Raw genomic sequence first — 26,349 nt, 5'->3', positions numbered from 1 at the left:
ACCCAGCGTAGTTGATTCATCACGCACGGTCCACCAGCGCTTCCGCGCGTCGTATGCCTCACACTGGTGTCCCGTGACTGCCTCCAACCCGTCGCCCGCCTCCGCCCTCGATCGAGGCGCTTCGCGCCCGGCGCCCTCTCCCTCCCGGGTTGTGCTGCTGACCGGGCCCTCCGGTTCCGGAAAGAGTTCGCTCGCCGCCCGTACCGGGCTTCCGGTGCTGAACCTCGACGACTTCTACAAGGAGGGCGACGACCCAACTCTGCCCGCCCTGCCGGGCGGTGGCGGTACGGACTGGGACTCGCCGCTGTCCTGGGACGCGGACGCGGCGGTCGCCGCGATCGAGACGGCGGCGCGCGGCGGTACCGCGGTGGTTCCGGTGTACTCCATCGCCACCAGCTCGATCGTCGGCATGACCGAGTTCGAACTGGGCGGCGCGCCGGTGTTCGTCGCCGAGGGGATCTTCGCTGCCGAGATCGTCGAGCGCTGCCGCGCGGCCGGGGTGCTGGGTGACGCGGTGTGCCTGAGCGGGCGTCCGCTGGTCACCGCCTGGCGGCGGTTCCGGCGGGATCTGCGCGAGGGACGCAAGTCGGTCCCCTATCTGCTCCGCAGGGGTTGGCGGTTGATGCGGGCGGAGCACGAGGTCGTCGCACGGCAGACCGCGCTCAAGGCGGTGCCCTGCGGGCAGGGTGAGGCGCTCGGGCGGATCCTGGCCGCCGCGGCCGCGCGGGAACCGGTGCGGGCGTAACTGCCGAAGGGGCGGAACCTCGCGGTCCCGCCCCTTCGGCCCCCGTTCCCCGTTTTCCCCCAGTCTCAGGCGACGAGTTCGTCGAACGCCTCGGCCTCGTCGCGGCCCTGGGCCAGCACCTCGTCGTCGCGCAGCCGGCGCAGCGAGCGCCAGATGCTGCTCTTGACGGTGCCGACGCTGATGCCGAGGATCTCGGCGATCTCCGGGTCGGTGCGGCCCTCGTAGTACCGCAGCACCAGCATGGTGCGCTGCTGCTCGGGCAGCTTGGCGAGCGCCTGCCACAGCACGGCGCGCAGTTCGGTGCCGCGCATCGCGTCGCACTCACCGATGGTCTCGGGGAGTTCCTCGGTCGGGTACTCGTTCAGCTTGCGCCGCCGCCAGGCGCTGATGTGCAGGTTGGTCATGGTGCGGCGCAGGTAGCCGCCGAGCGCCGCCTTGTCGCTGATCCGGTCCCAGGCGCGGTAGGTCGAGAACAGCGCGCTCTGCAGCAGGTCCTCCGCCTCGTGCCGGTCGCCGGTCAGGTGGTAGGCGGTCGCGTACAGGGAGGCGCGGCGCTCGGCGACGTAGGCGGTGAAGTCCGCCTCGCTGACCGCCTTCCGCGCGCTCGCCGCCTCCCCGTACGCGGTGTTGGCGGCAGCCCCCGCGGCCCCGCCGTCGATCGCGCTCAGGTAGGGCGCCCGCTGGCGCACCATCGCCGAGCCGACCGTGTTGCGTCCGGTGCCGCGTGCGCACCCCCGCCCGCTTGCGGCACCGGACAGTCCTTCGCTGTTCCACTGGGCGGTGTGCGGACGCGGCCGCACGATCGCGGCGGAGGTGGTGGTGTGCATTGCGCTCATCTCGTGCCCCCGTGAGTGGAACCGGTCAGGTCTGGATTTCGTGGTAGTCCCCAGCGGGGCTTCCCGCTGTTGACCACAACTCTGGCGGACCACTTTCATGAGCCTGTCCGTCGAGTGTCACAGCACTGTCACAGCGCTCCGCGACCTTGCTTCGCCCACTGGGGTGTACGCGGTGGCACCCCCCGGTGCGACACAATGGCCTGCGTGCCCTTCCTGTTGCTTATCGAGGACGACGACGCCATCCGTACGGGCCTCGAACTGGCCCTATCCCGGCAGGGCCACCGCGTGGTGGCCGCCGCGACCGGCGAGGAGGGTCTGGAACGGCTGCGCGAGCAGCGTCCCGACCTGATCGTGCTGGACGTGATGCTGCCGGGTATCGACGGGTTCGAGGTGTGCCGTCGGATCCGCCGCACCGACCAGTTGCCGATCATCCTGCTCACCGCGCGCAGCGACGACATCGACGTGGTGGTCGGCCTGGAGTCGGGTGCCGACGACTATGTGGTCAAGCCGATCCAGCCGCGGGTGCTGGACGCCCGGATCCGCGCGGTGCTGCGGCGCGGCGAACGGGACAGCACGGACTCGGCGGCGTTCGGCGCGATCGTGATCGACCGGTCGGCGATGACGGTGACCAAGGACGGCCAGGACCTCCAGCTGACCCCGACCGAGCTGCGGCTGCTGCTTGAGCTGAGCCGCCGCCCGGGGCAGGCGCTGTCCCGGCAGCAGTTGCTGCGGCTGGTGTGGGAGCACGACTACCTGGGCGACTCCCGGCTGGTGGACGCGTGCGTCCAGCGGCTGCGCGCCAAGGTCGAGGACGTCCCGTCGTCCCCGAAGCTGATCCGTACCGTGCGTGGTGTCGGCTACCGGTTGGACCCGCCGCAGTGAGGACGGACGTACGGGCGATAGCGAGGCCGCGGTGAAGCTCAGGGCCGCTGTGTCCCGACTGCGGTTCGGCAGCCTGCGGTTGCGCCTGGTCGCGGTGTTCGCGGCGGTGGCGCTGACCGCCGCGGTCTCCGTCTCCGGCATCGCGTACTGGCTGAACCGGGACGCGGTGCTCACACGGGCGCAGAACGCGGCGCTCAACGACTTCCGCGCGTCGATGACCCGCAACGTGGGTTCGCTGCCGGTGAATCCGCCGTGCGACGAGTTGCAGGAGGCCGCCAACCGCATGGCGGCGAGCACGCAGAGCTACCAGGTGCTGCTGATCGCCAAGGACGGCGGGGGCAACGAGTGCGCGGCCACCTCGGACCGCGACGTGTTCACCCTGGACCAGGTACCGGCCGCGTTGCAGAAGGCGGTGAACAACCCCCGGCCGCTGAAGGGCGGCAACGAGGCCGCGTACCACCTGTACTGGCAGCGGACCGCGCCCGGCGGGCGGCCGTTCCTGGTCGGCGGCGCGAAGATGATGGGCAACGGCCCGACCGGCTACATGTACAAGTCGCTGGACGCCGAGCGCTCCGACCTCAACTCGCTCGCCTGGTCGCTGGGCATCGCCACCGCGCTCGCCCTGATCGGCGCCGCGCTGCTCGCCCAGGCCGCCGCCTCCACGGTGCTGCGGCCGGTACAGCGGCTCGGGGACGCGGCGCGCAGGCTCGGCGAGGGGCGTCTGGACACCCGGCTGCGGGTCTCCGGCACCGATGAACTCGCCGAACTGTCAAGGACGTTCAACAGCGCGGCGGAGGCGTTGCAGCGCCGGGTCGAGGAGTTGAGCGGCCGGGAGGAGGCGTCCCGCAGGTTCGTCGCCGACATGTCGCACGAGCTGCGCACCCCGCTGACCGCGATCACCGCCGTGACCGAGGTGCTTGAGGAGGAGGCGGACGCCCTCGACCCGATGATCGAGCCGGCGGTACGGCTGGTGGTCACCGAGACCCGGCGGCTGGGCGACCTGGTGGAGAACCTGATGGAGGTCACCCGCTTCGACGCGGGCACCGCCAAGCTGCGCGCCGACGAGGTGGACGTCGCCGACATGGTGACCGCCTGCATCGACACCCGCGCCTGGCTAGACGCGGTCGAGCTGGACGCGCCGCGCGGCATCGTGGTCCGCCTTGATCCCCGGCGTCTCGACGTCATCCTGGCCAACCTGATCGGCAACGCGCTGAAGCACGGCGGCTCTCCGGTGCGCGTCACGGTGCGCACCGAGGACGGCACCGCGGCGCGCGGCGCCTCCGTTGAGGCCGGTGGCGGCCGACGGGCGGAACTGGTCGTGGAGGTGGCGGACAATGGACCGGGCATTCCGGAGGATGTCCTTCCGCATGTCTTCGACCGCTTCTACAAGGCGGACGCCTCCCGGGCGCGTTCGGAGGGCAGCGGGCTCGGTCTGTCCATCGCCATGGAGAACGCGCACATCCACGGCGGCACCATCACCGCGGCCAACCGGCCGGAGGGCGGCGCCGTGTTCACGCTACGACTGCCGATCCCGCCCGCGGAACACCATGACTCCGGCGATCCGTGTGACCACGGCGAGCCGAACGAGCCGGAGGAGGGGCGGAGTTGACGTCGCCAAGGCGGCTGCTGGGCGCGGGAGTGGTGCTGGCGCTGGCCCTCGGTACGGCGGGGTGCGGGATCCGCGCCACCTCGGTGCCGGTCGACGCGGGCGCCGCACCGACCCGAGTCTCCTGCGACCAGCCGCGCACCGCGCCGAGCCAGGCGCCGGGCAGGGTGGCCGTGGACGTCTACCTGGTGTGCAGCCAACGGGTCTCACCGGTGCGGCGGATCGTGTCCGACCAGCACCAGGACCGGCTCGGCACGGCCCGGACACTGCTGACGGAGTTGCAGCACAAGCCCGACCAGGCCGAGGAGAAGGGCGGCTTCGCCTCCGAGGTGCCGGGCGGACTGACGGTGAGCGGTCCGTTCCCCGGGGATCCGGCGGAGGCCCTGCGGCTGAACCAGGACCCCGACGACCTGCCGTCCTTCGCGGTGGGCCAGCTGGTGTGCACCTTCGCCGGGACCGCGGCGGGCGCCGCGGACCGCTCCGTGGTGCTCGGCGGGCCGGACAGGAGCACCCCGGCACTGCGCTACCGCTGTGACGACGCGCTGCGCACCCGCCCGGACGCCGGGGCGACCGAGGGCGCCAGGGCCTCTTGACCCGAGTGCGACATGACGTAGGTCTCGTCCGGCGGGACCAAGGAACCGCCGCAGGTCACACAGCGTCATTCCCGGCGTGCAGCGAGATGAGCGGCAGCCACTGACCCTGACCTGGGCGCGACCCCTGGGCGCGGTCCTGACCGCGGTGTATCTGGCGGTGGTCTGCTGGCTCACCCTGCGACCGATGTCGGCGACCTGGATGGCGGCGGGCAGCTTCACCCCGCTGCACACCATTCGGGCTGACCTCGCCCTCGGCCCCGCGGCGGCGCTACGGAACATCGGCGGCGGGCTGTCGCTGCTGGCGCCGCTCGGTGTGCTGCTGCCGCTGGCCGGTGGGCGGTTGGACGTACCCCCGGCGGTCTCCTTCGCCCGTACCGTCTTCACCGGGCTGATGCTCTCGTTCGGCATCGAGGCGGTGCGCACCTGGATGGCCGGTCAAGTGCTGGACGTGGACGCGCTGTTGCTCAACACGGCCGGGGTGGCGCTGGCCCATCTGCTGGTGGTGCCCGCCGCGCGGGCGGCACTGCGCAGGCGCGGCCACCGGCGGCACGAGCGCCGACCGGACCGTGAGCCGCAGAGCAGGACGCCCGCGATGTCCGGGCTCAGCGCCACCCGGTAACCCGCGCCGGGCGTGCGAACGGGCCGTGTCCCGGGGGTAGAACACGGCCCGCTCCGGTCCGACGCCCGAAGGAGGATGGGCGTCAGTGGCCGACGGCACCCACCGCGTCGGTGACCGAGGAGATGGGCAGAGTGCCCGGCTTCAGCCCGCCGAGCAGGCCGTTGCCGTCCGGACCGGACAGGCCCCGCAGCACGCCCTGGGCCGACTCGACCGTGGTGCCCACGCCGGGCAGCAGGTTGGTGGCCTGCTGGACCGGGAGCTTCTGGGTCAGGCCGTCCAGCGCGGTGGCCGGGTTGACGGCCGGGAGCGCCGACGGGGCGACGTTCGCGGCGCTCGCGGTGCCGGCAGCGGCGGCGGCGAAGGCCACACCGAGCGCTGCGGCACCGAGGGTCCTGATGGTTCCGTTCTTCATCGTTTCAAATCCTCTGGTGGCTTGTGGCGGCCCGACGGCAGCGTGACCACGCCGGGTCATGAGGCGATCACCGTTCGCAGCACCGTAGTGACGCTGCGTCGCCGGCGCAAACAGGCCGACCGGACCGTGCGCGCCACCGTGACCGCACGGCCCCAAGCGCGTTGCGGCGCCTGCCCGTCAGTCCCGCTCAGCGGGAGAATCGCTGGCCAGCGGCCGTTGCGCGGTCGCCGGACGGAACAGCCACTCGGCCTTCAACTCGGCGTAGCCGGGCTTGATCACGTCATTGATCATGGCCAGACGTTCATCGAAAGGAATGAACGCGGACTTCATCGCATTGACGGTGAACCACAGCAGGTCGTCGAGCGTGTAACCGAACGCGTCCACCAGGTGGCCGAACTCCTGGCTGAGCGTCGTCCCGCCCAGCAACCGGTTGTCGGTGTTGACGGTGACCCGGAAGTGAAGCCGCCGCAGCAGCCCGATGGGGTGCTCGTGGTAGCTGTCCGCGGCGCCGGTCTGCAGGTTGGACGTCGGGCACATCTCCAGCGGGATCCGCTTGTCCCGCACGTACGAGGCGAGTCGGCCCAGCTTGACCGAGCCGTCCTGGGAGACGTGGATGTCGTCGATCAGGCGTACGCCGTGGCCGAGCCGGTCGGCGCCGCACCACTGGATCGCCTGCCAGATCGACGGCAGACCGAAGGCCTCACCGGCGTGGATGGTGAAGTGGTTGTTCTCCCGCTTGAGGTACTCGAAGGCGTCCAGGTGCCGGGTGGGCGGGAAGCCGGCCTCCGCGCCCGCGATGTCGAAGCCGACGACGCCCAGGTCCCGGTAGCGGTTGGCGAGTTCGGCGATCTCCTGCGAGCGGGCGGCGTGCCGCATGGCGGTGAGCAGCGCGCCCACCCGGATGCGGTGCCCGGCGGCCATGGCCCGGCGCTCGCCTTCCCGGAAGCCCTCGTTGACCGCCTCGACGACCTCTTCGAGGGTGAGCCCGGCTTCCAGGTGCTGCTCGGGGGCGTAGCGGATCTCGGCGTAGACCACACCGTCGGCGGCCAGGTCCTCGGCGCACTCGGCGGCCACCCGGTAGAGCGCGTTCCGGGTCTGCATCACGGCGCAGGTGTGCGAGAACGTCTCCAGATAGCGCACGAGACCGGCACCGCCCTCCTTGGCGGGCGAGTTGGCGGCGTCCCGGAACCAGACGGCGAGCCGCGCGGGGTCGGTCTCGGGCAGGTTCTCGTAGCCGATCTCCTGGGCGAGTTCGATGATCGTCTCGGGGCGCAGACCACCGTCGAGGTGGTCGTGGAGCAGCACCTTGGGGGCCCGGCGGATCCGGTCCGGCGTCGCGGAGGCGACGTCGCCGAGGGTCTGCTCCAGCTGGTTCGTGAGCTGGCTTGTCTTCTCCATTGGCCGATGCTAGCGCCTACGCGCGTAGAAAACCGGTTGGTGCCATTCCGATACCGAACATTGACCTACCTGCCAGGTAAAGCACACCGCCCTTTCTGCCAAGGTCTTGCCATGGCTTCGCAATCGCTCGGGGGTGCGGGGGCCACCCCACGCAAAGGCGCGGCGCCCCCGCGTGGTGCTCGGCTGGGACGGGCCATGGGTGCCGTCGCCGGTACCGCGGTGCGCGCCGCGGTACTGGTGCTGCCCGCGGGCCGTGCCGTCAGCAACCGGCGCGGTTCCGCGCTGTCGGCCGCCACGGCCTGGCCGCTGGCCCGCGCGCTGGTGCGGGCGGGACGGCCGGAGGGGCTGGTCGCGCATGTGGTGCACTACCGCTACCGCGGCTGGAACGGCAACCACGCGCACCCGGCCGAGGACGCCGCGTGGGCGGCCGAGGAGATCGTACGGCGGTACGGGGACGTACCGCTGTGCCTGGTCGGCATCGACATGGGCGCCCGCGCCGCGCTACGGGCGGGCGGCCACCCGGCCGTCAACTCCGTTGCGGCGATCGCCCCTTGGCTGCCGCGCGGCCAGGAACCCGATCCGGTGAAACATCTGGCGGGCCGCCATGTGCTGATGGTGCACGGCACCAACGACGTAACATCCGACCCCGAGTTGTCCTATCGGCTTGCGGAGCGCGTCAAGAAGGTCAACCCCAACGTCTGCCGCTTCGAGGTGCACTCCGACGGCCATTTCCTCCACCAGCACCGCCCGGAAGTCCTCGCCCTCACGGCCGACTTCACCCTCGGCACGCTGTGCGACAGGGCACTGTCGCGCCCGGTGGTCGACGCCTTGGCGGCTCCGCCGCCCCTGGGCTTGCGGATGCCGCTGGCGGCGGGGTTCGGGAGGCACCTTCGCACGAAGGTATGAAAACGCGTGCGACGCTCCCGGGCGCCCGTGGGGGCCGCGCTACGGTGAGAGCGCTGCCCTCGCCGAGAGCCGCGAGATCATGGATGCGGCGGAACGCGAGGCCCTTGCCTGAGCGACGTGTGGCTCTGGGCGGATGGCCCGGCCCACGACAGAGTGACCGCTAAGGCGCCAGCAGTCGCCCCCGCCGCCCCAACAGGAACCGTTTGAACGCCGCGACCGGGGCCGTGTCGGCGTGCCCGTCCAGCCAGGCCACGCCGATCTCGCGGACCGCCCGGGTCCCCGAGACCGTCAACTCCGCGACGCCGGGGCGCGGGACAGGCGGCGGAGGCAGGAGCGCCACACCGAGCCCCGCCGCCACCAGGCCGCGCAACGTCTCCGCCTCCTCGCCCTCGAAGGCGATCTTCGGGGTGAACCCGGCCTCCGCGCAGAGCCGGTCGGTGATGCGGCGCAGCCCGTACCCGGGCTCCAGGGTGACGAACCACTCGTCGGCGGTCTCCGCCAGCCGCACCCGCTTGCGACCGGCGAGCCGGTGCCCCTCGGGGACCACGAGCCGCAGCCGCTGCTCGTCGAGGCGGCGCACCACGAGGTCCGGCGCGTCGGGCAGCGGCGCGGTCAGGCACAGGTCCAACTCCCCCGCGCGCAGCCGCTCCAGCATCGCCTCGCCGTAGTTCTGCACGAGTTGGAAGCGCACCCCCGGATGATCCGCGCGGAACTCCCGCAGCAGGCCCGGCACCGTCTCCGGGCCGAGGGTGTGCAGGAAGCCGAAGGAGACCCGGCCGGTCGCCGGGTCGGCGTCGGCCCGCACCCGCTCCGCGGCGCGCTCCACGCCGTCGAGGGCGCGCTCCACCGAGCCGAGGAACGCCCGCCCGGCGGGGGTCAGCGAGACGGTGCGGCCGTGCCGGGCGAGCAGCGTGACGCCGAGGTCGTCCTCAAGGCGGACGATGGCCCGGCTGAGGCTGGACTGCGGTACGCCCAGTTCATGGGCGGCGCGGGTCACGTGCTCATGGCGGGCGACGGCGGCGAACTGCGCGAGCCGCGGCGCGAGCACCGCGGGCCAGTTGCGCCCGTCTGCCTTACGTTGACGGATATTTGTCGCCTCGATGTCGTCTTCTTTGCGGAGCGATGACGCACCCCGCGCTGACCTGCGGTCATGCTGCATGGGATCGATTATCGCCATTCCATGCATTGGACGCATCAATGTGCCGGTCGTACGTTCGGGGTATGCCCGATGTCGATACCCCGGCGTCCGCCCGCACCGCGACCACGGACGCCGCCGCGGAGACCAAGCTCCTACCCGGCAGCGCCGCCTATCGCCGGGCGATCCTGGCGCTGTTCGCCGCCGGGACGGCCACGTTCCTCCTGCTGTACTCGACCCAGGGGCTGCTGCCCGCGATCTCCACCGACCTCGCGGTGAGTCCGGCGCAGGCCAGCCTGACGGTGGCGATGACCACGGCCGGGCTCGCCGTGGCGCTGATCCCGGTCAGCGCGCTCTCCGAGAAGTACGGCCGTACGCCGGTCATGGCGGTCGCGGTGGTCAGCGCGGCGCTGGTCGGGCTCGCGATTCCGTTCTCCCCGAACCTGACGGTGCTGGTGGTGCTGCGGACGTTGCAGGGCGTCGCACTCGCCGGGCTGCCAGCCACCGCCATGGCGTACCTGGCGGAGGAGGTCTCCAAGAAGGCGATCGCCTCCGCGATCGGCCTGTACGTCGCGGGCAACAGCCTGGGCGGCATGGCCTCCCGGGTGATCGCCGGTTTCGTCGCCCAGTTCGCGGGCTGGCGGGTGGCGCTCGGTGTGCTGGGCGTGCTGTCGCTGTGCTGCGCGGTGGCGTTCATCCTGCTCGCGCCGAAGGCCCGGCACTTCACACCGGCGCCGATCAGCCCGCGTGCGCTGCTGGCCACGCTCACCGGGCACGTCCGCAATCCACTACTGCTGCGGCTCTACCTGCTGGGCATGCTGTTCATGGCCGTCTTCGGCTCGGTCTACACGGTGCTCGGCTACCGCCTGACGGCGGCGCCCTTCGATCTGCCGGAGGGTCTGGTCGGCTCGATCTTCCTGGTCTACCTGGTGGGTACGGCAAGCTCCGCGGCGGCGGGGAAGCTGGTGGCGCGGCTCGGGCGGCGTGGTGCGCTGTACTGCGGGATAGGCGCGGTGGCGGTGGGCCTGCTGCTCAGCCTGGCCGACTCGATCGCCGCTGTTCTGGCGGGACTCGTGCTGATCACGGCGGGCTTCTTCACCGGCCACTCCGTCGCCTCCGGCGCGGTCTCCCACACGGTGACCTCGGGCCGCGCCCAGGCCAGCGCCCTTTACCTGACGGCGTATTACGTCGGCAACAGCTTGGGCGGCACGGTGGGCGCCACCGCCTACCACGACGGCGGCTGGCCCGCCGCGACGGCGGTTGGGTTGGCGGCGATGGTGGCGGCGGCGGGCATCACGCTGTACGGGACGCGGGCGGCGCGGCGCACGGCGGCGGTCGTCTAGGCGCCGGGGAAGACGCTGGTGTCGATGGTGAGGTCGAAGGGGGCAGGTAGGTGGATCTTCTCGCCGAACTTGGTTGCCTGCAGCGTCCGGTACACGCCATCGTTCGACTCGCCGAAAAGCGTGATCGTGGGGCCTCCTGGCGCCCAGCGGTCGATCAGTAGGTAGAGCGGAACCCCGGCTTGGGCGTAGCCCGCTGGCTTCACGACCCTGTCTTGTTCAGCGTTCGACTTTGACGTGATCTCCGCGATCAGCTCTGTCTCGCCGGCCATGATGAAGTTGCCTGGTACGTCCACCACACTCTCGGGGGCTACCGCGAGGTCCGGAACGAACAGCCCACTGTGCGAGGGCACGGCAACACCTAGCGTCTGGAAAACGCCCCAGTCTTCGGGGATCACGGTCAACAGCATCCGCTGCAGCCTGGACGCGATGCTGTTGTGGAAGTTCGCAGGCGGTGGCGTCACGACGAGCTGCCCCTTGATGATCTCCACCTTGCAGCCCTCGGGTACGTCCGTCTCCTCCCAGATTCGGACGAGATCGTCCCAGCCGTAATCGTCGCTGGGCACTGGCTCGACGGGCAGTGCGCTCATGGTGGTCTCCTCGTTCGGTACGTCACCGATCCCAGCATGACGAACGGGACCGATGGGCGTCCATCAGTCCCGTCCATGCGTACGAGTGAGCCGAAAATCAGGCGATACGTTCCAGCACGATCGGCTGCGGCTTGAACTCCGTGCCGGACGGCGAAATGGTCACCCCGCCCTCCAGCGCCTGCAAGGCGTAGTCGAAGCGCTCCGGGGTGTCCGTGTGCAGGGTCAGCAGGGGCTGGCCAGCCGTGACGGAGTCACCCGGCTTGGCGTGCATCTCGATGCCCGCGCCCGCCTGCACCGGGTCCTCCTTGCGGGCCCGGCCCGCGCCGAGCCGCCAGGCGGCGACGCCTACCGCGTAGGCGTCCAGCCCGGTGAGGACACCGGAGGCGGAGGCCGTCACGACATGCTGCTCACGGGCGACCGGAAGCGTCGCGTCCGGGTCGCCGCCCTGGGCGGAGATCATGCGGCGCCAGTGGTCCATCGCGGAGCCGTCGCGCAGTGCCTTCGCCGGGTCGGCGTCCTTCAGGCCCGCCGCGTCGAGCATCTCGCGGGCCAGCGCCAGCGTCAGCTCCACCACGTCGGCCGGGCCGCCACCCGCCAACACCTCGACGGATTCGCGCACTTCGAGCGCGTTGCCGGCGGTCAGGCCCAGCGGGGTGGACATGTCGGTGAGCAGCGCCACCGTCTTCACGCCGTGATCCGTGCCCAACCCGACCATGGTGCGGGCGAGTTCGGCCGCGTCCTCGCGGTTCTTCATGAAGGCGCCGGAGCCGACCTTCACGTCCAGCACCAGCGAACCGGTGCCCTCCGCGATCTTCTTGGACATGATGGAGGAGGCGATCAGCGGAATCGCCTCCACCGTGCCGGTGACATCGCGCAGCGCGTACAGCTTCTTGTCGGCCGGTGCCAGCCCGTCTCCCGCGGCGCAGATGACGGCGCCCACGTCGCGCAGCACACCCATCATCTCGTCGTTGGACAGCAGCGCACGCCAGCCGGGGATGGACTCCAGCTTGTCCAGCGTGCCGCCGGTGTGGCCGAGGCCACGGCCGGACAGCTGCGGTACGGCGGCGCCGCACGCGGCGACCAGCGGGGCCAGCGGCAGCGTGATCTTGTCGCCGACGCCGCCGGTCGAGTGCTTGTCGGCGGTCGGCCGGGGCAGCGACGAGAAGTCCATCCGCTCACCGCTGGCGATCATCGCGGCGGTCCAGCGGGCGATCTCGGCCCGGTCCATACCGTTGAGCAGGATCGCCATGGCGAGCGCGGACATCTGCTCGTCGGCGACCTGGCCCTTGGTGTACGCGTCGATCACCCAGTCGATCTGCTCGTCGCTGAGACGACCACGGTCGCGCTTGGTACGGATGACGGAGATGACGTCCATGAGGTGTTCGCGTTCCTTACGTCAGTTTGCCCTAGCGGTCCAGATCCTCGGCTCCGAAGGCGTCCGGAAGCAACTCGCGCATCGGGCGGATGCCGCGCGCGGTGTCGACCAGCAACTCCGGGCCGCCGTTCTCCCACAGCAGTTGGCGGCAGCGCCCGCACGGCATCAGCACCCGGCCCTGCCCGTCGCAGCAGGTGAACGCCGTCAGCCGACCGCCACCGGAGGCGTGCAGCGCGGAGACCAGGCCGCACTCGGCGCACAGCGCGACCCCGTAGGCCGCGTTCTCCACGTTGCAGCCGACGACGGTCCGGCCGTCGTCGACGAGGGCGGCGGCGCCGACCGGGAAGCCGGAGTACGGGGCGTAGGCCCGGGACATCACGTCCCGGGCCGCCGCGCGCAGCGCCTCCCAGTCGATCGGCTGGTCGCTCACTTGCCCTGGCCCTTCCGGTACGGCTTGCCGTCCGCCTTCGGCATCCGCAGCCGTTGCGCGGACAGCGCGAGCACCAGCAGCGTGGCCACGTACGGGGTGGCGGAGACGAATTCGTTCGGGATGGTGTCCGTCATCACGAACCACAACAGCAGCAGCGCCGCGAAGACCGCGCTCAGCACGCCCTGCCGGTAACTCTTGCGGTAGACCTTCCAACCCGCCAGAAGGGCGAGCAGGATCACCAGCAGCAACAGCAGCGCGTGCGCCGCCGGGCCACCGCTGCGCAGCGCCAGGCTGTCGGTGTAGCCGAACAGTCCCGCGCCCATGGCCAGCCCACCGGGCCGCCAGTTACCGAAGATCATCGCGGCGAGACCGATGTAACCGCGCCCGCCGGTCTGGCCCTCGTTGTAGATGTGCGACGGCACCATCGCGAGGAACGCGCCGCCGAAACCGGCGAGTCCACCGGAGAGCACGACCGCCGCGTACTTGTAGAAGTACACGTTCACACCGAGCGACTCGGCGGCGATCGGCGCCTCACCGCACGAGCGCAGCCGCAGGCCGAACGCGGTGCGCCACAGCACGTAGAACGTGGCGGCGAACAGCAGCGCGGCGAGCACGGTGAAGTAGGACAGCCCGGTGACCAGGCCGCCGAGGATGCCCGCGAGGTCGGAGACCAGGAACCAGTGGTGGTGCTCGATGCTCAGCAGCCAGTCGGACAGGCCCGGCACGGTGATCGTCGGCACCGACTTGATCGGTGGCGACTGCTTGGGGTTGCCGCCGAGCGTCGCCGCGTGGCCGGTGTTGAACCAGCGCTTGGCGAGGTACTGGGTGATGCCCTGGGCGAGCAGGGTGATCGCCACACCGGAGACGATGTGGTCCACGCCGAAGGTGACGGTGGCGACCGCGTGCAGCAGTCCGCCGAGCATGCCGCCGAGGATTCCGGCGAGCAGGCCGAACCACGGGTTGGTCTGCCAGCCGACCCAGGCACCGAAGAAGGTGCCGAGGATCATCATGCCCTCAAGACCGATGTTGACCACACCGGCCCGCTCCGACCACAGACCGGCGAGACCGGCGAGGCCGATCGGCACCGCCATCTGCAACATGCCGCTGATCTGGCCGGAGGACGTCACGTCCTGCGCGCCGGTGATCGCCCGTACCGCGCAGACCGCGAGCAGCACGCCCGCGAACAGCACCAGCATGACGGGGTAGGAGAGGCGCCCGGTGCCCTTGGCCTGCGGGGCCTTGGGCGCGGTGGCCTGGACGGCGGTCGTGGTGGCGCTCATGCCGTCACCTCTTCCTTCACGGTGGTCTTGCGCGCCGCGGCGGCGGCGAGTTCCTCGCCCACCCGGCGCTGCTGGCGGCCGAGGCCGTAGCGGCGGACGAGTTCGTAGGCGACGACGACGGAGAGCACGATGACGCCCTGCATGACGCCGACGATCTCCTTGTCGTAGCCGTTGAACTCAAGCCAGTTGGAGGTCCGGTCGAGGAACGCCCACAGCAGTGCGCCGACCGCGATGCCGGCCGGGTGGTTGCGGCCGAGCAGCGCGATGGCGATACCGGTGAAACCGATTCCGGTGGGGAAGTCGGTGGCGTACTGGTGCGACTCGTTGAGCAGGGTGGGCATGCCGACAAGACCGGCGACCGCGCCGGAGATCAGCATGCTGGTGACCACCATGCGCTTGACGTTCACACCGCTGGCCTGCGCGGCCGACTCGGACTGGCCGACGGTGCGCAGGTCGAAGCCGAACCGGGTGCGGTTGAGCACGAACCAGTAGCCGACACCCGCCAGCGCCGCGATGACGATGAAGCCCTCGATGGGACCGGCCGCCGGGTTGGCGGTGAAGGTGAAGAACCAGCCGGACTTCGGCAGCACCGTGGTGTGCACGCTGTTGGTGTTGGCGTCCAGGTGCGCCAGCCGACCGGGCTGCAGCAGGTAGCCGATGATCGCGGTGGCGATCGAGTTCAGCATGATCGTGGCGATGACCTCGCTGACGCCCCGGCCCACCTTGAGCAGACCGGCCAGGCCCGCCCACGCCGCGCCGACCAGCATCGCGACGATGATGATCAGCGGGAGTTCCAGGAAGCTGGGCAGGCTCACCGCGCCGCCGACCACCGCGGCGACGAAGGCCGCGAGCCGGTACTGGCCGTCCACACCGATGTTGAACAGGTTCATCCGGAAGCCGATGGCCACCGCGAGACCCGCCAGGTAGTAGGTGGTCGCCTTGTTCAGGATGTAGACCTGGCTGTCGCTCTTGACGCCGTAACTGCCCATGATCTGGAAGGCGTCGAACGGCTGCTTGCCGGTGGCGAGCAGTACCAGGCTGGTGACGATGAACGCCGCCAGCAGGGCGAGCACCGGAGCGGCCAGGCCGAGCAGCAGCCGCTCCTTGTCTATCTTCGCGAACTTCTTCATCGGTCCTCTCCCCCAGCGGCGGTGGAGTGCTCAAGGTGGCCGGAGGCCGCGCCGGTCATGGCGGAGCCCAGCTCCTCGGGGGTGATCTTGGCGGGGTCCGCGTCCGCGACCAGCCGGCCGCGGTACATCACCCGCAGGGTGTCGGACAGGCCGATCAGCTCGTCCAGGTCGGCGGAGATCAGCAGCACGGCGAGGCCCTCACGGCGTGCCTCGCGGATCTGGTCCCAGATCTGCGCCTGCGCGCCGACGTCCACACCGCGGGTGGGGTGGGCCGCGATCAGCAACTTGGGGTGGTGGCTCATCTCCCGGCCGACGATGAGCTTCTGCTGGTTGCCACCGGACAGCGAGGCCGCGGTGACGTCGATGCCGGGGGTGCGCACGTCGTACTCGGCGACGATCCGCTCGGTGTCCTTGCGGGCCGCGTTGGGGTCGAGCAGCGCGCCCTTGCTGTTGGGCTTCTCGGTGACGTGGCCGAGGATGCGGTTCTCCCACAGCGGGGCCTCCAGCAGCAGCCCGTGCCGGTGGCGGTCCTCGGGGACGTAGCCGATGCCGTTCTCCCTGCGCTGCCGGGTGGGGGCCTGGGAGATGTCGGTGCCGTCGAGGGTGATGACACCGGCGTCGGGGTGGCGCATGCCCATGACGGCCTCGACCAGTTCGGCTTGGCCGTTGCCCTCGACGCCCGCGAGACCGAGGACCTCGCCCTTGTGGATGGTGAAGGCGATGTCGTCCAGCACCGTGCGCTCGATGCCGTCCGCGTCCGGCGCGGTGAGCCGCAGTCCTTCGACGGTCAGCATCGGGATGTCGGTGACCGTGGACTCACGGGTCTCCGGGGACGGCAGTTCGCTGCCGACCATCAGCTCGGCGAGCTGCTTGGGGGTGGTGGTCTTCGGGTCGGCGGAACCGACCGTGGTGCCACGGCGGATGACGGTGATCTCGTCGGCCACCGACAGCACCTCGCCCAGCTTGTGCGAGATGAAGATGACGGTCAGGCCCTCGGCCTTCAGTCCGCGCAGGTTGTCGAAGAGCGCGTCGACCTCCTGCGGGACGAGGACCGCGGTGGGCTCGTCCAGGATCAGCGTACGGGCGCCGCGGTAGAGGACCTTGAGGATCTCCACCCGCTGGCGGTCGGCCACGCCGAGGTCCTCGACCAGCACGTCGGGGCGGACGCCCAGGCCGTAACTGTCGGATATCTCAAGGATCTTGGCGCGTGCCTTGGCGCCGATGCCGTGCAGTTTCTCGCTGCCGAGCACGACGTTTTCCAGCACGGTGAGGTTGTCGGCAAGCATGAAGTGCTGGTGCACCATGCCGACGCCCCGGGCGATGGCATCGCCGGGGTGGTGGAACGTCACCTGCTCGCCGTCGATGGCGATGGTGCCCTCGTCCGGCTTCTGCATGCCGTAGAGGATCTTCATCAGGGTCGACTTGCCGGCGCCGTTCTCGCCCACCAGGGCGTGCACGGTGCCGCGGGCGACGGTGATGTCTATGTCGTGGTTGGCGACAACTCCGGGGAACCGCTTGGTGATTCCCTTGAGCTGGACTGCGGGGGGAGGGGCTGACGCGTTGATGGCGCACTCTCCTCGGGGCGAAGGAGTGGGGCGGTGGGAGGGGTGAACGTACCGCGCAACTTGCTTTCTACGCGCGTAGGTTCAGCGACGTTTTCCGCGGCCGCGCGGGCGGCCGCTCACGGGGGGGGTGTCGCGGTCACGTGCGGAACGGGGCCCGGCGGAGAAGTACTGCCTCCGCCACCGGGCCCCGTGCGCCGTGCCGTTCAGCGATCTCCCGGTCAGGGAGTGGACTTGACCTTGATCTGGCCGTCCACGATCTTCTTCTTCACCGCGTCGAGCTGCGACTGGATGTCGTTGATGAACCCGCCGCTGGTGGCCAGGCTGACGCCACCGTTGTTCAGACCGTAGGTGTTGTTGCCGGTCAGCGGCTTGCCGTCGTGCACGCTCTTGATCAGGTCGAGCACCGCGACGTCCACGTTCTTGACCGCGGAGGTCAGGATCGAGTCCTTGTACTGGGCCAGGCCCGGGTCCTGGTACTGGTCGGAGTCGACACCGATCGACCAGGCGCCCTTCTGACCGTGCACGGCCTCGATCGCACCGGAGCCGGAGCTTCCGGCCGCCGTGTAGATCACGTCGATGCCCTTGGACAGCATGCCGCTGGCCGCGCTCTTGCCCAGGTCCGGGCTGCTGAAGCCGGACAGGTCGGAGCCGGTGGTCAGGTACTGCACCGTGACCTTGTCGTTCGGCTTGGTGTCCGTGACGCCCTGCTGGAAGCCGGCCTGGAAGCCCTTGATGAGCTCGTTGTCCACACCGCCGATGAAGCCGACCTGGCCGCTCTTGGACTTCAGCGCCGCCGCGACGCCCGCCAGGTAGGAGCTCTCCGGCGAGGCGAAGGTCATGCTGTCGACGTTGGCCCCGGCGACCTGCGAGTCGACGATGCCGAAGGTGGTCTTCGGGAACTTGGAGGCGACCGCCTTGACCGAGTCGGCGTAGGCGAAGCCGACCGCGACAACCGGGTTGTAACCGGCGGTCGCGAGGTCAGAGAGCCGCTGCTCACGGTCGGACTCGGTGTCCGTGGTCTTGGCGGTCAGCTCCTTCGGCGTGCCGCCGAACTGCTTGGTGGCCTGATCCAGACCACGCGCGGCGGAGTCGTTGAACGAGTGGTCACCGCGACCGCCCACGTCGTAGGCGATGCCGACCTTCATACCGCCGCCGGTCGAGCCCGAGGCGCTCGAACCGGAGGAGGACTGGGTCGAACTGGCCCCACACGCGGTGGCGCTGACAGCAAGGGCCGCGGCTATGCCTGCGGCGGCAAGTGTTGTGGTTACCCGGCGCACGAGGGGTACCCCTTCATCCAGATAGCGCCCCGTCCGGCGCTGGTCGAACGGGAGCTTAACGCGCGTAGATGCCAGGTAAAGGGGGGTTGGGAACCTGTTACCAGATCGAGCCCAACGGTCGGTTTCCGGCCAGGGACGCCCGGGTGGCGGAGGTGTGAGCCCTTCCCTACTGGGGTCCGGCTGCGCCAGGGCGGTACGAGTGCGGCACGCCTACGGCGGCCGGGAAGCACGGTGGGGGGTACGGGTCCGGCACGGCCGGAGAGGGTAGGCGCGCCGGGCGCCTGCGCGACCCGTCGACGGGAATGCTCCTAGGCGACCTGCGCTCCCGACGAACCACGAGGGATGGGAGAGGTCACGCGACACGGACCTCGATCGGCGCGGTGATCACGTCGGTCTCGTATGCCTCGGGCGCGGGCTCATCCTCGAAGTACAGTTCCAAGGCCTCACGGAGATTGTCGAGAGCCTCTTCGACTTACCCCCAAGAAACCCCGCCGTAGCGGCACCCTCAGGCCCAGCGTCCCGACTTTACGGTCCGCACGAAGGCGTTCCACGCCTCGGCGGTAAAGAGGAGCATCGGACCCTGCGGGTCCTTGCTGTCACGGACGGGTATGTGACCGGGGACGCCGTCGGCAACCTCGACGCAGTTGTCGGCATGCGCACTGCTGTAACTGCTCTTGCGCCACATCGCGGCGGTCAGATCAGGTCGGACGGCGGACATGAGTAGCGCTCCTCCATCACCTTGCGGATCAAGGCCGCGGACTCGGCAGGCGGCAGGGCGTTGGCCCTGAGCCGATCGTAGATGACGGTGAACCTGGTGACGTCTTCCAGGTCTTCGAAGATGAGCCCGGCAAGAATCCCCTCGGTGTAGGCCACCTTCTCGCCATTGGGTAGCGTCACCAAGCTCAAGTTGGAGCCGATAGCGGCGAGTTCACGACTATTGAACGGCAACACTTGTACGTCGACGCGCGGATGCTCGCCCAGCTCCAGCAGGCGCGCCAACTGCTCGTTCATCACTTCCGGTCCCCCGACCTCCCGGTACAGCGCGGACTCGTCGAGCACGATCCACAACCACGGCGGATTAGGCGCCTTCAGGATCTCTTGGCGGCCCAGCCGGAAGGCGAGCTTCTCCTCCAGATCTCCGTTGGCGTAAACCCGACCGGACTCGAACAACGCCCTTACGTACGCCTCCGTTTGGACAAGCCCTGGGATGATCTGCGAGAACTCGTGGATGACGCGCGCCCGCGCCTGGAGGTCCAGGAACCTCCGAACCCAGTCAGGAAGCGTCTCCTTACGAAGGTGCTCGTACAACTCCGACAGCAAGCCGCCCGTCCCCAGCGCAGCGTCAAGCGCGGCGCAAAGGTCGTAGGTCACCTTTGCGCCGGTCGCCGTCTCAATTTGCGCGATCCTGCTGTCCACGACGTGGATGATGTTGCCCAACTGCTGCTGGGTGAGCCCCGCCTCCGTGCGGCGGCGCCGTACCTCCTTGCCCAGAAGCTCGCGCAGCGAACCCTGCTCAAGTCGCTTGGCCATCCGTGGCGTTACCCCCAGCCTTACTCACACCGCAGTAACCCCAGACCCCCTGTTCAGCCTAGCGCCGCAGGCGCCACCGTGGGGAACAACCAGTAAAGAACCGCTTGCGCACGGTAAGCGGAGCGCAAAGGCGGCAGTGGAAGGGCGGCACATGCAGGCGGCGGAGATCCCCGAGACGGGGGCAGTGGTGCTGGACAGGGCACAGGACCGGGTGGGGGTGGTGCTGTACGTCCGGGCGGGGATGGTGCACCTGCGCCCGGCGGGCGACGGCGAACCGTGGGTCGCCCACCCGAGGGACGTCTCCCCGGCCGGCTCCAGCGACACCCTGCGGGCCAAGGTGGCGGAGGTCAACGCCGCGCGGAGGTGGGCTCGTTGAGCGCGCACACGGTGATCCGCCGCGCGGACTGGATGATCGGTCCGGAGACCGCGCCGGAGGCGCCCCGGATCGTGTTCGAGATGGAGTGCATGCGGTGCGACGAGGCGTCGCAGGCGAGCGAGGAGTTCGAGGACGTCCGCGACTGGGCCTTCCAGCACGTGGGCCGCAACCCCTCGCACACCGGCTTCCGGGAGATCATCCACCGTTTCTGGCGGGCGACGCTGCTGCGCTGAGCGCCCTCACTCCAGCAGTGCCGCCGCGGTGAACAGCTCGACACCGACCCTGATCGCTTCCTCGTCCGCGTCGAAGTCGCCTCGGTGGAGGTCACGGATGGTGGGGTCGCCCACCGGGCGGACGCCCAGCCGGGCCAGGGCGCCGGGGACGTGTTCCAGGTACCAGGAGAAGTCCTCGCCACCCAGGCTCTGCTCGGTGTCCTCGACCGCGTGGGCGCCGTGGCGGAAGGTCATCGCCTCGCGGAGCAGGTCCGCGGAGGTCGCCTCGTTGACCACCGGGGGGACGCCCCGGTGGTAGGTCAGCTCCCACTTGGCCCGGTAGATCGCGGCGATCTGGTCGATCACCTCGTGGATCAGGTCCGGCGCCTCGTGCCACGCGTCGAGGTTGAGGCAGCGGACGGTGCCCTCCAGCTCCGCGTGCTGCGGGATCACGTTGCACGCGTGGCCCGCCTCGATCCGGCCCCAGACCACCGAGACACCCGCGCGCGGGTCGATCCGGCGGGCCAGGGCGGCGGGCAGCTCGGTGGCGATCTTGGCCAGCGCCGTCACCAGGTCGGTGGTCAGATGGGGGCGCGCGGTGTGGCCACCCGCGCCGTCGAGCCGCAGCTCAAGGCGGTCGCAGGCGGAAGTGATCGCTCCGGTGCGCAGCCCGATCCGGCCGACCTCGACCTTGGGGTCGCAGTGCACGGCGAGGATCCGCTCCACCCCGTCCAGGACGTCGGCCTTGAGCATGTCAAGGGCGCCGCCCGGCATGCTCTCCTCGGCGGGCTGGAAGACCAGCCGCACCGGCCGGGGCAGCTTCCCGGCCTGGTCCAGCTCGGCGAGGACCAGGCCCGCGCCGAGGGCGACTGTGGTGTGGACGTCGTGACCGCAGGCGTGCGCCCTGCCCTTCACCGTCGAGCGGTACGGAACCTTCTTGACGTCCGGGATCGGCAGCGCGTCGATGTCGGCGCGCAGCGCGAGACGGCCACGGCCGAGCTCGTCGCCGCCGACGTCGCAGATCACGCCGGTTCCGGAGGGCAGCACCCGGGGCTCAAGGCCCGCCTGCGCGAGGCGTCTCCTGATCGCCTCGGTGGTGCGGAACTCCTCGCGGGACAGCTCCGGGTGCATGTGCAAGTCACGGCGGAATGCGACGAGTTCGGCGAACAGTTCCTCGGGCAGGGCGCCGGACGCGGGCGCGGGTAGTGAGTGGTCCACCCCCGACAGCGTAGGACTCATGACCACTCCTGGTGTGTCGTCAGTGAAAAATTCCAGCCTTCAAGTGACGAGATCATCACCCCTGTGGTGCATATTCGGCGCCGTCGCGGGTATCTCCACTTGTTAAGCCTTCGTCTTCCCTTCCACTCCATGGTGGACCAAGGCGCGGCCGATTGCGCGGCAACGGCCCCGGACGGCGGAGACTCGGTCAGGTTCGTACGTGAAGGCGCCGATACCTGTCAGGTTCGGGCGAGCAGCGCAGGTCCGGCGATCGTTGGCGCTCCCACCAGCCGCGCGTACACCTCAAGCAGCGGCGCCGACTGGCGCTGCCAGGACCACTGGCCCAGCATGGGCGAGCGCTCATAGGCCCTGCGGTAGCGCGGCCGGTTGGTCAGCACCGCGCCCACCGCGCGCACGAAGTCGGCGGTGTCGGCGGCCCGGAACACCTCCCCGTTGCCCAGCGACAGCGTGGCCGCGGCCATCACCCGTACGTCACTGACCACCACCGGTAGCCGGGCGTGCGCGTACTCCAAGTAGCGGGCGGCCAGCGCCACTTCGTGGTGCGGCAGATGGTGCACCGGGACCACTCCGATGTCGGCGGAGGCCAGGAACCCGGCGATCTCCTCGGGCGGCACGAACGGCAGGATGTGCAGCCGGGGGGCCACCCCCAGCTCGGCGGCTCGCTCGATGAGCGTACGGACGTACGGTGCGCCCGGCTCCGGCACCACGAACGCCGCGTGCAGGTCGTACAGCTTGGGCAGCGCCTCCACCACCGTGAGCAGCCCGCGCTCCGGGGCCACCGCCCCGCTGTGCACCAGCAGCGGCACCTCGGGCGCCAGCCGGCAGGCCGCCCGCACCCCGCCACCGTCGCGCGGCGCCGAACGGTCCTGGTACTTGGGCGCGTTGAGCACCACGGCGGGCGGCGCCGGCAGCTTGTGCCGGGTGCGCAACTGCTCCGCGTACGCCTCGCACACCGTGATCACCGCGTCGGCCTCGGCGGCGTGCGCCCGCTCGTCCGCGTCCCGGGCCACCGCCGCCCGGCGCGAGGAGGCCGGGGCGAGCACCGCGCACTCGTCGGCGTCCCACAGCACCTTCACCGTCCGCCCGGCGGCCTCCGCCCGTACCGCGGCGCGCAGCGCCACCCCGAGCACCCGCCGTCCGCGGGCGTGGATCAGCTGCGGGCGCCGTTCGTCCAGCACCGGGCCGTACGCCGCCTCCAGGTCGAGCAGCAGCGGATCGAGCCGCCGCCAGGCCCGCCGCACCGGCAGCAGCCGGGACAGCGCGGTTGCGAGGTTGTCCAGGAAGCCGTCCGGCACACCGCGGCGGCGCACCGCGGCCTGGTACTGGGCGGCTCGCGCCCTGGTCCAGGTCCGGCGCACCGCGTACCGCGCCCGGGCCAGGGTGTACGCGGCGCGGGCCGCGGCCTGCCGGGCCAACGGGCGGTAGACCACGTCCAGTTCGGCGGCCCGGGTGCGCAACAGCTGCTCGCGGACCGCCAGTTGTGCGGTGCGGTAGCGGTGCGCCTCCGCGCAGCGGTACGCCAGCGGCCAGCGCAGGCCCGGTCGCGGCCTGTGCGTCCGGTGGCGGAACAGCGTCTGCGGCACGTCCACGGTGATCACCGCGACGCCCGGCAGCACCGGCGCCGGTCGGCCGTCGGCGCGTCCGATGAGCGTGACGTCGTAGCCCGCCTCGGCGGCGGCGCGGGCCACCCGCTGCGCTCGTGAGTCGTTCCCCAGCGTGCTGTCCGCGAGAACCGCGATCCGCACGGCCTTCCGCGGTGTGCTCCCCATGGAAGAAGCGAACACGGCGGCGGTGATCACCGGATGGCGGGCGTGTGGCGCCGGGTTGAACGGGTCACGGATAGGTATCGATCAGGGCCGAACGCCGCACCGGGCATTGCGCGTTCAGCCACGGCCGTACTTGTCCTCGGCCTGCCAGCAGACCACCAGCCCGGTCACCAGCGCCACCGCCGCCCACACCGCGGCCAGTATCCACACGTGCGGGGTGAGCTGGGCGTAGCCGTCCAGCAGCGCGTGCCGGGCCAGCTCGATGTAGATCGCGCCGGGGTTGGACTCCAGCAGCAGCCGGATGATCCGCGGGGCGTGGCCGGTCACCTTGGCGATGCTGTAGAAGACGCCGCAGGTGTACATCCACGTGCGCAGCAGGAACGGCACCAGCTCGCCGATGTCGTGGTTGCGGGCGCCGATCCGGGCCATCAGCATCCCGCAGCCCAGGTTGAACACCGTCTGCAACGCCAGCGCCGGAACCAGCAGCAGCCAGCGGGCGCTGAACGGCTCACCGGTGGCCAGGCAGATGCTGATCACGATGCCCATGGACAGCACGAGTTGCTGGAGCTGCACCAGGGTGGAGGCGATCGGCAGGCAGGCGCGCGGGAAGTGCATGGCGCGGACCAGTTCGATCCGGTTGGAGATCGACCAGGTGCCCGTGGCGATGGACTCCCGCGAGTAGGTGAACACGAACATGCCGACGGACAGGAACGCGATGTAGTTGTCGCCGGTCCCGGCCTTCTTGTCGAGCAGATAGCCGAAGATCAGCCAGTAGACGGCGACGTTGAACAGCGGCGTCAGCACGTGCCAGATCTGGCCGAGCCGGGCCGTGGCGTACAGCGCGGTCAGCCGCGCCCGGGCGTAGGCGACGATGAAGTGCCGTCTGCCCCACAGCTGCCGCAGGTACTCGGGCAGCGGGGGCCGCTGCACGGCCGGGGTCAGCCCGTGCCGGGCGGCCAGTTCCCCGGCCTCGTCGGAGGACAGCCGGGCCGCGGGGGTGTCGAGGGCCACGCTCATCAGCTCACCGCCACCGGGTTGCGGATCGCGCCGAGCCCGTGGCGGCTGCGGGCGGCGCTGGTGATGCCGGACAGGAAGCCGTGGGCGCGCGGCGAGGCGCCGCTGGTCAGCCACGACGGGTCCACCTCGCAGACGGCGACCTCCACGCCCGTGCCGTCCAGGGCGAGGGGCAGGGTGTGCACCACGGTGGACGGGAAGCTCAGCAGGCGGGCGCCGATCGGGCCGCGCCGGGCGACGAGTTCCAGCGGCAGGTCGGGCCGCACGATCTCCAGCCCGGCCTCGGTGGACAGCCGCCGCAGTTTGTCCTCGCGCTCCCTGCGGTGCGCGAAGTAGCGGGTCGCGCCGTGCGCGGCGGCTATGCCGCGCACGGCGGCGAGGTAGGCGTCCGGATGCACCACGCCGGTCTCCACCAGCGAGGTGCCGATCAGGTCCGCGCCGCGCCGCACGCTGGGCGGCCCGAAGCGGGCCCGGGTCCACGCCAGGCGGTTGACGGTCAGCCGGGTGCCGGGCGGCGGTACGACCGGCATCGCGGTGAACAGCTCCACCCGGCGGCCGGGACCCGCGGTCAGCCGCCGCCGGGCGTTGGCGGCCACCGCCGCGAACGCGGCGTCCCGCGCGCCGCGCCCGGCGCGGTGCCAGCGCACCAGGCGCTGCCCGTCGGCGATCAGCGCCACGAACTCCATGGTCGCCGTGCCGTCGTCTATCACCACCAGGTCGCGGGCCCGGCTCAGCGGCAGCAGGGCCTGCACGAAGCGGGAGAACGGGTCGCCCAGCACCAGGCGCCTGGCCCGCAGCAGCAGCGGGGTCAGGCCCGCCAGCGTGCGCACCGGCCCGGCGGTCGCGGTGCGCGGCTCGCACCAGCGCAGCGCCAGCCCCTCGTCCCGGGCCAGCTCGGCCATCCGGCGCAGCTGGCCGCGGCTCATCGGGTCGCGCGGCGGCAGCACCACGACGGTGCAGTCGGCCAGGTCGAGTGTTCCGGCCGCGCGCTGCGCGTGCGTCCACTCCAGCAGGTTGAGCAGCTGCACCGGGGACTCGATGAGCGCCAGGGTGCGCAGGGCTTCGTACTGGTCGCCGGGTGCGCGCGGGGCCGGGACGGCGCCGGTGGCTTGTGGTGGGTCGGTGGCTGGTGAACCGCTCACGCTGAGACCGGCTCTCGTCCGGCCGCCGCCTCGGCCTCCGCCACCACGCCCGGCACCCGGCGCAGCTTCTTCATCGGGCCCAGCTCACCCTCGTACACCCGCTTCACCCCGTCGCCCAGCGACCGCTCCACGATCCGGATGTCGCGCACCAGCCGCTGCAGGCCCGAGGTCTCCACCGACGCGGCCTGGTCGGAGCCCCACATCGCGCGGTCGAGGGTGATGTGCCGCTCGACGAAAACCGCGCCGAGCGCGACGGCGGCGAGCGTGGTCTGCAGGCCGACCTCGTGTCCCGAGTAGCCGATCGGCACGTTGGGGTACTCGGCCTGCAGGGTGTGGATCATGCGCAGGTTGAGTTCCTCGTGCTTCGCCGGGTACGTCGAAGTGGCGTGGCACAGCAGGATGTTGTCGCTGCCGAGTACCTCCACCGCGTGCCGGATCTGCTTCGGGGTGGACATGCCGGTGGACAGCACGACGGTGCGGCCGGTGGCGCGCAGCGCGCGCAGCAGGTCGTCGTCGGTCAGGCAGGCGGAGGCGACCTTGTGCGCGGGCAGGTCGAACTTCTCCAGGAACTCCACGCTCGGCACGTCCCACGGCGAGGCGAACCACTGGATGCCCTGCTCACGGCAGTACGCGTCGATGGCCCGGTACTCGTCCTCGCCGAACTCGACGCGGTGCCGGTAGTCGATGTACGTCATCCGGCCCCACGGGGTGTCGCGCTCTACGTCCCACTGGTCGCGCGGGGTGCAGATCTCCGGGGTGCGCTTCTGGAACTTCACCGCGTCGCACCCGGCCGAGACGGCGGCGTCGATCAGCCGGTAGGCGTTCTCCAGGTCACCGTTGTGGTTGATGCCGATCTCGCCGGTGATGTAGACGGGACGGCCAGTACCGACGAGACGGTCGCCGATCGTACGCAGACGGGGGAGGGTGGTGGTCACGGAGGACGGTCCTTTC

Annotated in this window: 27 protein-coding genes; 9 read left to right on the top strand and 18 right to left on the bottom strand. The window is 70.8% G+C overall.

The genetic code is table 11. The annotated features are described in order from the left end of the window. Window positions 1-73 precede the first annotated feature (73 nt). Entirely contained in the window at window positions 74-745 is a 672-nt protein-coding gene (locus P3G67_RS18415) for a uridine kinase family protein (protein WP_276094413.1), read from the top strand. Between the two features lie 65 nt (window positions 746-810). Here P3G67_RS18415 and P3G67_RS18410 read toward each other — a convergent pair whose 3' ends face one another. Then, window positions 811-1,581, bottom strand: a complete 771-nt coding sequence (locus tag P3G67_RS18410) for a SigE family RNA polymerase sigma factor (protein WP_276094412.1) — start codon at window positions 1,579-1,581, stop codon at window positions 811-813. 204 nt (window positions 1,582-1,785) lie between these two features. On the opposite strand from P3G67_RS18410, the gene P3G67_RS18405 reads away from it, so the two are divergent. From P3G67_RS18405 to P3G67_RS18390, 4 genes are all read left to right on the top strand, one after another. Next, the gene (locus P3G67_RS18405; RefSeq protein ID WP_276094411.1) at window positions 1,786-2,463 is read left to right on the top strand and encodes a response regulator transcription factor; all 678 of its coding nucleotides are present in this window, start codon (window positions 1,786-1,788) and stop codon (window positions 2,461-2,463) included. A gap of 31 nt (window positions 2,464-2,494) precedes the next feature. After that, window positions 2,495-4,072, top strand: a complete 1,578-nt coding sequence (locus P3G67_RS18400; protein WP_269853588.1) for a sensor histidine kinase — start codon at window positions 2,495-2,497, stop codon at window positions 4,070-4,072. After that, entirely contained in the window at window positions 4,069-4,662 is a 594-nt protein-coding gene (locus P3G67_RS18395; RefSeq protein ID WP_276094410.1) for a hypothetical protein, read from the top strand. The genes P3G67_RS18400 and P3G67_RS18395 overlap by 4 nt, the downstream gene beginning before the upstream one ends. A gap of 76 nt (window positions 4,663-4,738) precedes the next feature. Further along, entirely contained in the window at window positions 4,739-5,281 is a 543-nt protein-coding gene (locus P3G67_RS18390; RefSeq protein ID WP_391858286.1) for a VanZ family protein, read from the top strand. Window positions 5,282-5,363: 82 nt separating this feature from the next. On the opposite strand, the gene P3G67_RS18385 is transcribed toward P3G67_RS18390, so the two are convergent. Together P3G67_RS18385 and P3G67_RS18380 are read right to left on the bottom strand one after the other, a co-directional pair. Then, a complete protein-coding gene (locus P3G67_RS18385; protein WP_276094409.1) occupies window positions 5,364-5,693 on the bottom strand; it encodes a hypothetical protein in 330 nt (109 codons plus the stop codon). Window positions 5,694-5,870: 177 nt separating this feature from the next. After that, complete coding sequence (locus P3G67_RS18380) at window positions 5,871-7,091, bottom strand: adenosine deaminase (protein ID WP_276094408.1); 1,221 nt, start codon at window positions 7,089-7,091, stop codon at window positions 5,871-5,873. 195 nt (window positions 7,092-7,286) lie between these two features. On the opposite strand from P3G67_RS18380, the gene P3G67_RS18375 reads away from it, so the two are divergent. Beyond that, the gene (locus P3G67_RS18375) at window positions 7,287-7,997 is read left to right on the top strand and encodes an alpha/beta hydrolase (RefSeq protein WP_269853592.1); all 711 of its coding nucleotides are present in this window, start codon (window positions 7,287-7,289) and stop codon (window positions 7,995-7,997) included. Between the two features lie 160 nt (window positions 7,998-8,157). On the opposite strand, the gene P3G67_RS18370 is transcribed toward P3G67_RS18375, so the two are convergent. Next, window positions 8,158-9,156 carry a LysR family transcriptional regulator gene (locus P3G67_RS18370; RefSeq protein WP_276094407.1) on the bottom strand — a complete coding sequence of 333 codons (999 nt, stop codon included), beginning with the start codon at window positions 9,154-9,156 and terminating at the stop codon, window positions 8,158-8,160. Between the two features lie 62 nt (window positions 9,157-9,218). Here P3G67_RS18370 and P3G67_RS18365 point away from each other — a divergent pair, with 62 nt between their 5' ends. Next, entirely contained in the window at window positions 9,219-10,475 is a 1,257-nt protein-coding gene (locus P3G67_RS18365; protein ID WP_276094406.1) for an MFS transporter, read from the top strand. On the opposite strand, the gene P3G67_RS18360 is transcribed toward P3G67_RS18365, so the two are convergent. The 9 genes from P3G67_RS18360 to P3G67_RS18320 all read right to left on the bottom strand — a co-directional run bounded on the left by P3G67_RS18360 (window position 10,472) and on the right by P3G67_RS18320 (window position 19,649). Then, the gene (locus P3G67_RS18360; protein ID WP_276094405.1) at window positions 10,472-11,062 is read right to left on the bottom strand and encodes a Uma2 family endonuclease; all 591 of its coding nucleotides are present in this window, start codon (window positions 11,060-11,062) and stop codon (window positions 10,472-10,474) included. The two genes, P3G67_RS18365 and P3G67_RS18360, sit on opposite strands and share 4 nt — an antisense overlap. A 97-nt stretch (window positions 11,063-11,159) precedes the next feature. After that, complete coding sequence (locus tag P3G67_RS18355; protein WP_276094404.1) at window positions 11,160-12,437, bottom strand: thymidine phosphorylase; 1,278 nt, start codon at window positions 12,435-12,437, stop codon at window positions 11,160-11,162. Window positions 12,438-12,468: 31 nt separating this feature from the next. Further along, window positions 12,469-12,867, bottom strand: a complete 399-nt coding sequence (locus tag P3G67_RS18350; protein WP_269853597.1) for a cytidine deaminase — start codon at window positions 12,865-12,867, stop codon at window positions 12,469-12,471. Continuing rightward, a complete protein-coding gene (locus tag P3G67_RS18345; RefSeq protein WP_269853598.1) occupies window positions 12,864-14,147 on the bottom strand; it encodes an ABC transporter permease in 1,284 nt (427 codons plus the stop codon). The genes P3G67_RS18350 and P3G67_RS18345 overlap by 4 nt, the downstream gene beginning before the upstream one ends. After that, complete coding sequence (locus tag P3G67_RS18340; protein WP_269853599.1) at window positions 14,144-15,277, bottom strand: ABC transporter permease; 1,134 nt, start codon at window positions 15,275-15,277, stop codon at window positions 14,144-14,146. The genes P3G67_RS18345 and P3G67_RS18340 overlap by 4 nt, the downstream gene beginning before the upstream one ends. Next, window positions 15,274-16,842, bottom strand: a complete 1,569-nt coding sequence (locus P3G67_RS18335) for an ABC transporter ATP-binding protein (RefSeq protein WP_276094445.1) — start codon at window positions 16,840-16,842, stop codon at window positions 15,274-15,276. Before P3G67_RS18335 ends, P3G67_RS18340 begins: the two co-directional genes overlap by 4 nt. 218 nt (window positions 16,843-17,060) lie before the next feature. After that, window positions 17,061-18,119: a BMP family lipoprotein gene (locus P3G67_RS18330; RefSeq protein ID WP_269853600.1), complete on the bottom strand. Its 1,059-nt coding sequence runs from the start codon at window positions 18,117-18,119 to the stop codon at window positions 17,061-17,063. 505 nt (window positions 18,120-18,624) lie between these two features. Next, entirely contained in the window at window positions 18,625-18,837 is a 213-nt protein-coding gene (locus tag P3G67_RS18325; RefSeq protein WP_276094403.1) for a DUF397 domain-containing protein, read from the bottom strand. After that, window positions 18,813-19,649 carry a helix-turn-helix domain-containing protein gene (locus P3G67_RS18320; protein WP_276094402.1) on the bottom strand — a complete coding sequence of 279 codons (837 nt, stop codon included), beginning with the start codon at window positions 19,647-19,649 and terminating at the stop codon, window positions 18,813-18,815. The genes P3G67_RS18325 and P3G67_RS18320 overlap by 25 nt, the downstream gene beginning before the upstream one ends. A gap of 151 nt (window positions 19,650-19,800) precedes the next feature. Here P3G67_RS18320 and P3G67_RS18315 point away from each other — a divergent pair, with 151 nt between their 5' ends. Together P3G67_RS18315 and P3G67_RS18310 are read left to right on the top strand one after the other, a co-directional pair. Beyond that, window positions 19,801-20,025, top strand: coding sequence for a hypothetical protein (locus tag P3G67_RS18315; RefSeq protein WP_276094401.1), 225 nt, complete (start codon window positions 19,801-19,803; stop codon window positions 20,023-20,025). Next, on the top strand, window positions 20,022-20,258 hold the full coding sequence (locus tag P3G67_RS18310) for a DUF7848 domain-containing protein (RefSeq protein ID WP_276094400.1): 237 nt from the start codon (window positions 20,022-20,024) through the stop codon (window positions 20,256-20,258). Before P3G67_RS18315 ends, P3G67_RS18310 begins: the two co-directional genes overlap by 4 nt. A gap of 6 nt (window positions 20,259-20,264) precedes the next feature. On the opposite strand, the gene P3G67_RS18305 is transcribed toward P3G67_RS18310, so the two are convergent. The 5 genes from P3G67_RS18305 to P3G67_RS18285 form a co-directional block, all read right to left on the bottom strand. Then, the gene (locus tag P3G67_RS18305) at window positions 20,265-21,476 is read right to left on the bottom strand and encodes a M20 family metallopeptidase (RefSeq protein ID WP_276094399.1); all 1,212 of its coding nucleotides are present in this window, start codon (window positions 21,474-21,476) and stop codon (window positions 20,265-20,267) included. A gap of 218 nt (window positions 21,477-21,694) precedes the next feature. Further along, window positions 21,695-23,245 carry a glycosyltransferase family 4 protein gene (locus P3G67_RS18300; protein ID WP_276094398.1) on the bottom strand — a complete coding sequence of 517 codons (1,551 nt, stop codon included), beginning with the start codon at window positions 23,243-23,245 and terminating at the stop codon, window positions 21,695-21,697. 114 nt (window positions 23,246-23,359) lie between these two features. Further along, entirely contained in the window at window positions 23,360-24,259 is a 900-nt protein-coding gene (locus tag P3G67_RS18295; RefSeq protein ID WP_276094397.1) for an ABC transporter permease, read from the bottom strand. After that, a complete protein-coding gene (locus tag P3G67_RS18290; RefSeq protein WP_391858285.1) occupies window positions 24,259-25,398 on the bottom strand; it encodes a hypothetical protein in 1,140 nt (379 codons plus the stop codon). The genes P3G67_RS18295 and P3G67_RS18290 overlap by 1 nt, the downstream gene beginning before the upstream one ends. Next, entirely contained in the window at window positions 25,395-26,333 is a 939-nt protein-coding gene (locus P3G67_RS18285) for an N-acetylneuraminate synthase family protein (protein ID WP_269853609.1), read from the bottom strand. Before P3G67_RS18285 ends, P3G67_RS18290 begins: the two co-directional genes overlap by 4 nt. Between the last annotated feature and the right edge of the window lie 16 nt (window positions 26,334-26,349).

The organism is Streptomyces silvisoli (assembly GCF_029269905.1).
In the GTDB taxonomy this organism is placed as follows: domain Bacteria; phylum Actinomycetota; class Actinomycetes; order Streptomycetales; family Streptomycetaceae; genus Streptantibioticus_A; species Streptantibioticus_A silvisoli_A.
This window is presented reverse-complemented; position numbering and strand designations above follow the sequence as displayed.

Coding starts and splice junctions, on each gene's coding strand:
- P3G67_RS18410 (WP_276094412.1), bottom strand. CDS start 1,581: ATGAGCGCAATGCACACCACCACCTCCGCCGCGATCGTGCGGCCGCGT.
- P3G67_RS18385 (WP_276094409.1), bottom strand. CDS start 5,693: ATGAAGAACGGAACCATCAGGACCCTCGGTGCCGCAGCGCTCGGTGTG.
- P3G67_RS18380 (WP_276094408.1), bottom strand. CDS start 7,091: ATGGAGAAGACAAGCCAGCTCACGAACCAGCTGGAGCAGACCCTCGGC.
- P3G67_RS18375 (WP_269853592.1), top strand. CDS start 7,287: ATGGGTGCCGTCGCCGGTACCGCGGTGCGCGCCGCGGTACTGGTGCTG.
- P3G67_RS18370 (WP_276094407.1), bottom strand. CDS start 9,156: ATGCAGCATGACCGCAGGTCAGCGCGGGGTGCGTCATCGCTCCGCAAA.
- P3G67_RS18365 (WP_276094406.1), top strand. CDS start 9,219: ATGCCCGATGTCGATACCCCGGCGTCCGCCCGCACCGCGACCACGGAC.
- P3G67_RS18360 (WP_276094405.1), bottom strand. CDS start 11,062: ATGAGCGCACTGCCCGTCGAGCCAGTGCCCAGCGACGATTACGGCTGG.
- P3G67_RS18355 (WP_276094404.1), bottom strand. CDS start 12,437: ATGGACGTCATCTCCGTCATCCGTACCAAGCGCGACCGTGGTCGTCTC.
- P3G67_RS18345 (WP_269853598.1), bottom strand. CDS start 14,147: ATGAGCGCCACCACGACCGCCGTCCAGGCCACCGCGCCCAAGGCCCCG.
- P3G67_RS18340 (WP_269853599.1), bottom strand. CDS start 15,277: ATGAAGAAGTTCGCGAAGATAGACAAGGAGCGGCTGCTGCTCGGCCTG.
- P3G67_RS18325 (WP_276094403.1), bottom strand. CDS start 18,837: ATGTCCGCCGTCCGACCTGATCTGACCGCCGCGATGTGGCGCAAGAGC.
- P3G67_RS18320 (WP_276094402.1), bottom strand. CDS start 19,649: ATGGCCAAGCGACTTGAGCAGGGTTCGCTGCGCGAGCTTCTGGGCAAG.
- P3G67_RS18315 (WP_276094401.1), top strand. CDS start 19,801: ATGCAGGCGGCGGAGATCCCCGAGACGGGGGCAGTGGTGCTGGACAGG.
- P3G67_RS18305 (WP_276094399.1), bottom strand. CDS start 21,476: ATGAGTCCTACGCTGTCGGGGGTGGACCACTCACTACCCGCGCCCGCG.
- P3G67_RS18300 (WP_276094398.1), bottom strand. CDS start 23,245: ATGGGGAGCACACCGCGGAAGGCCGTGCGGATCGCGGTTCTCGCGGAC.
- P3G67_RS18295 (WP_276094397.1), bottom strand. CDS start 24,259: ATGAGCGTGGCCCTCGACACCCCCGCGGCCCGGCTGTCCTCCGACGAG.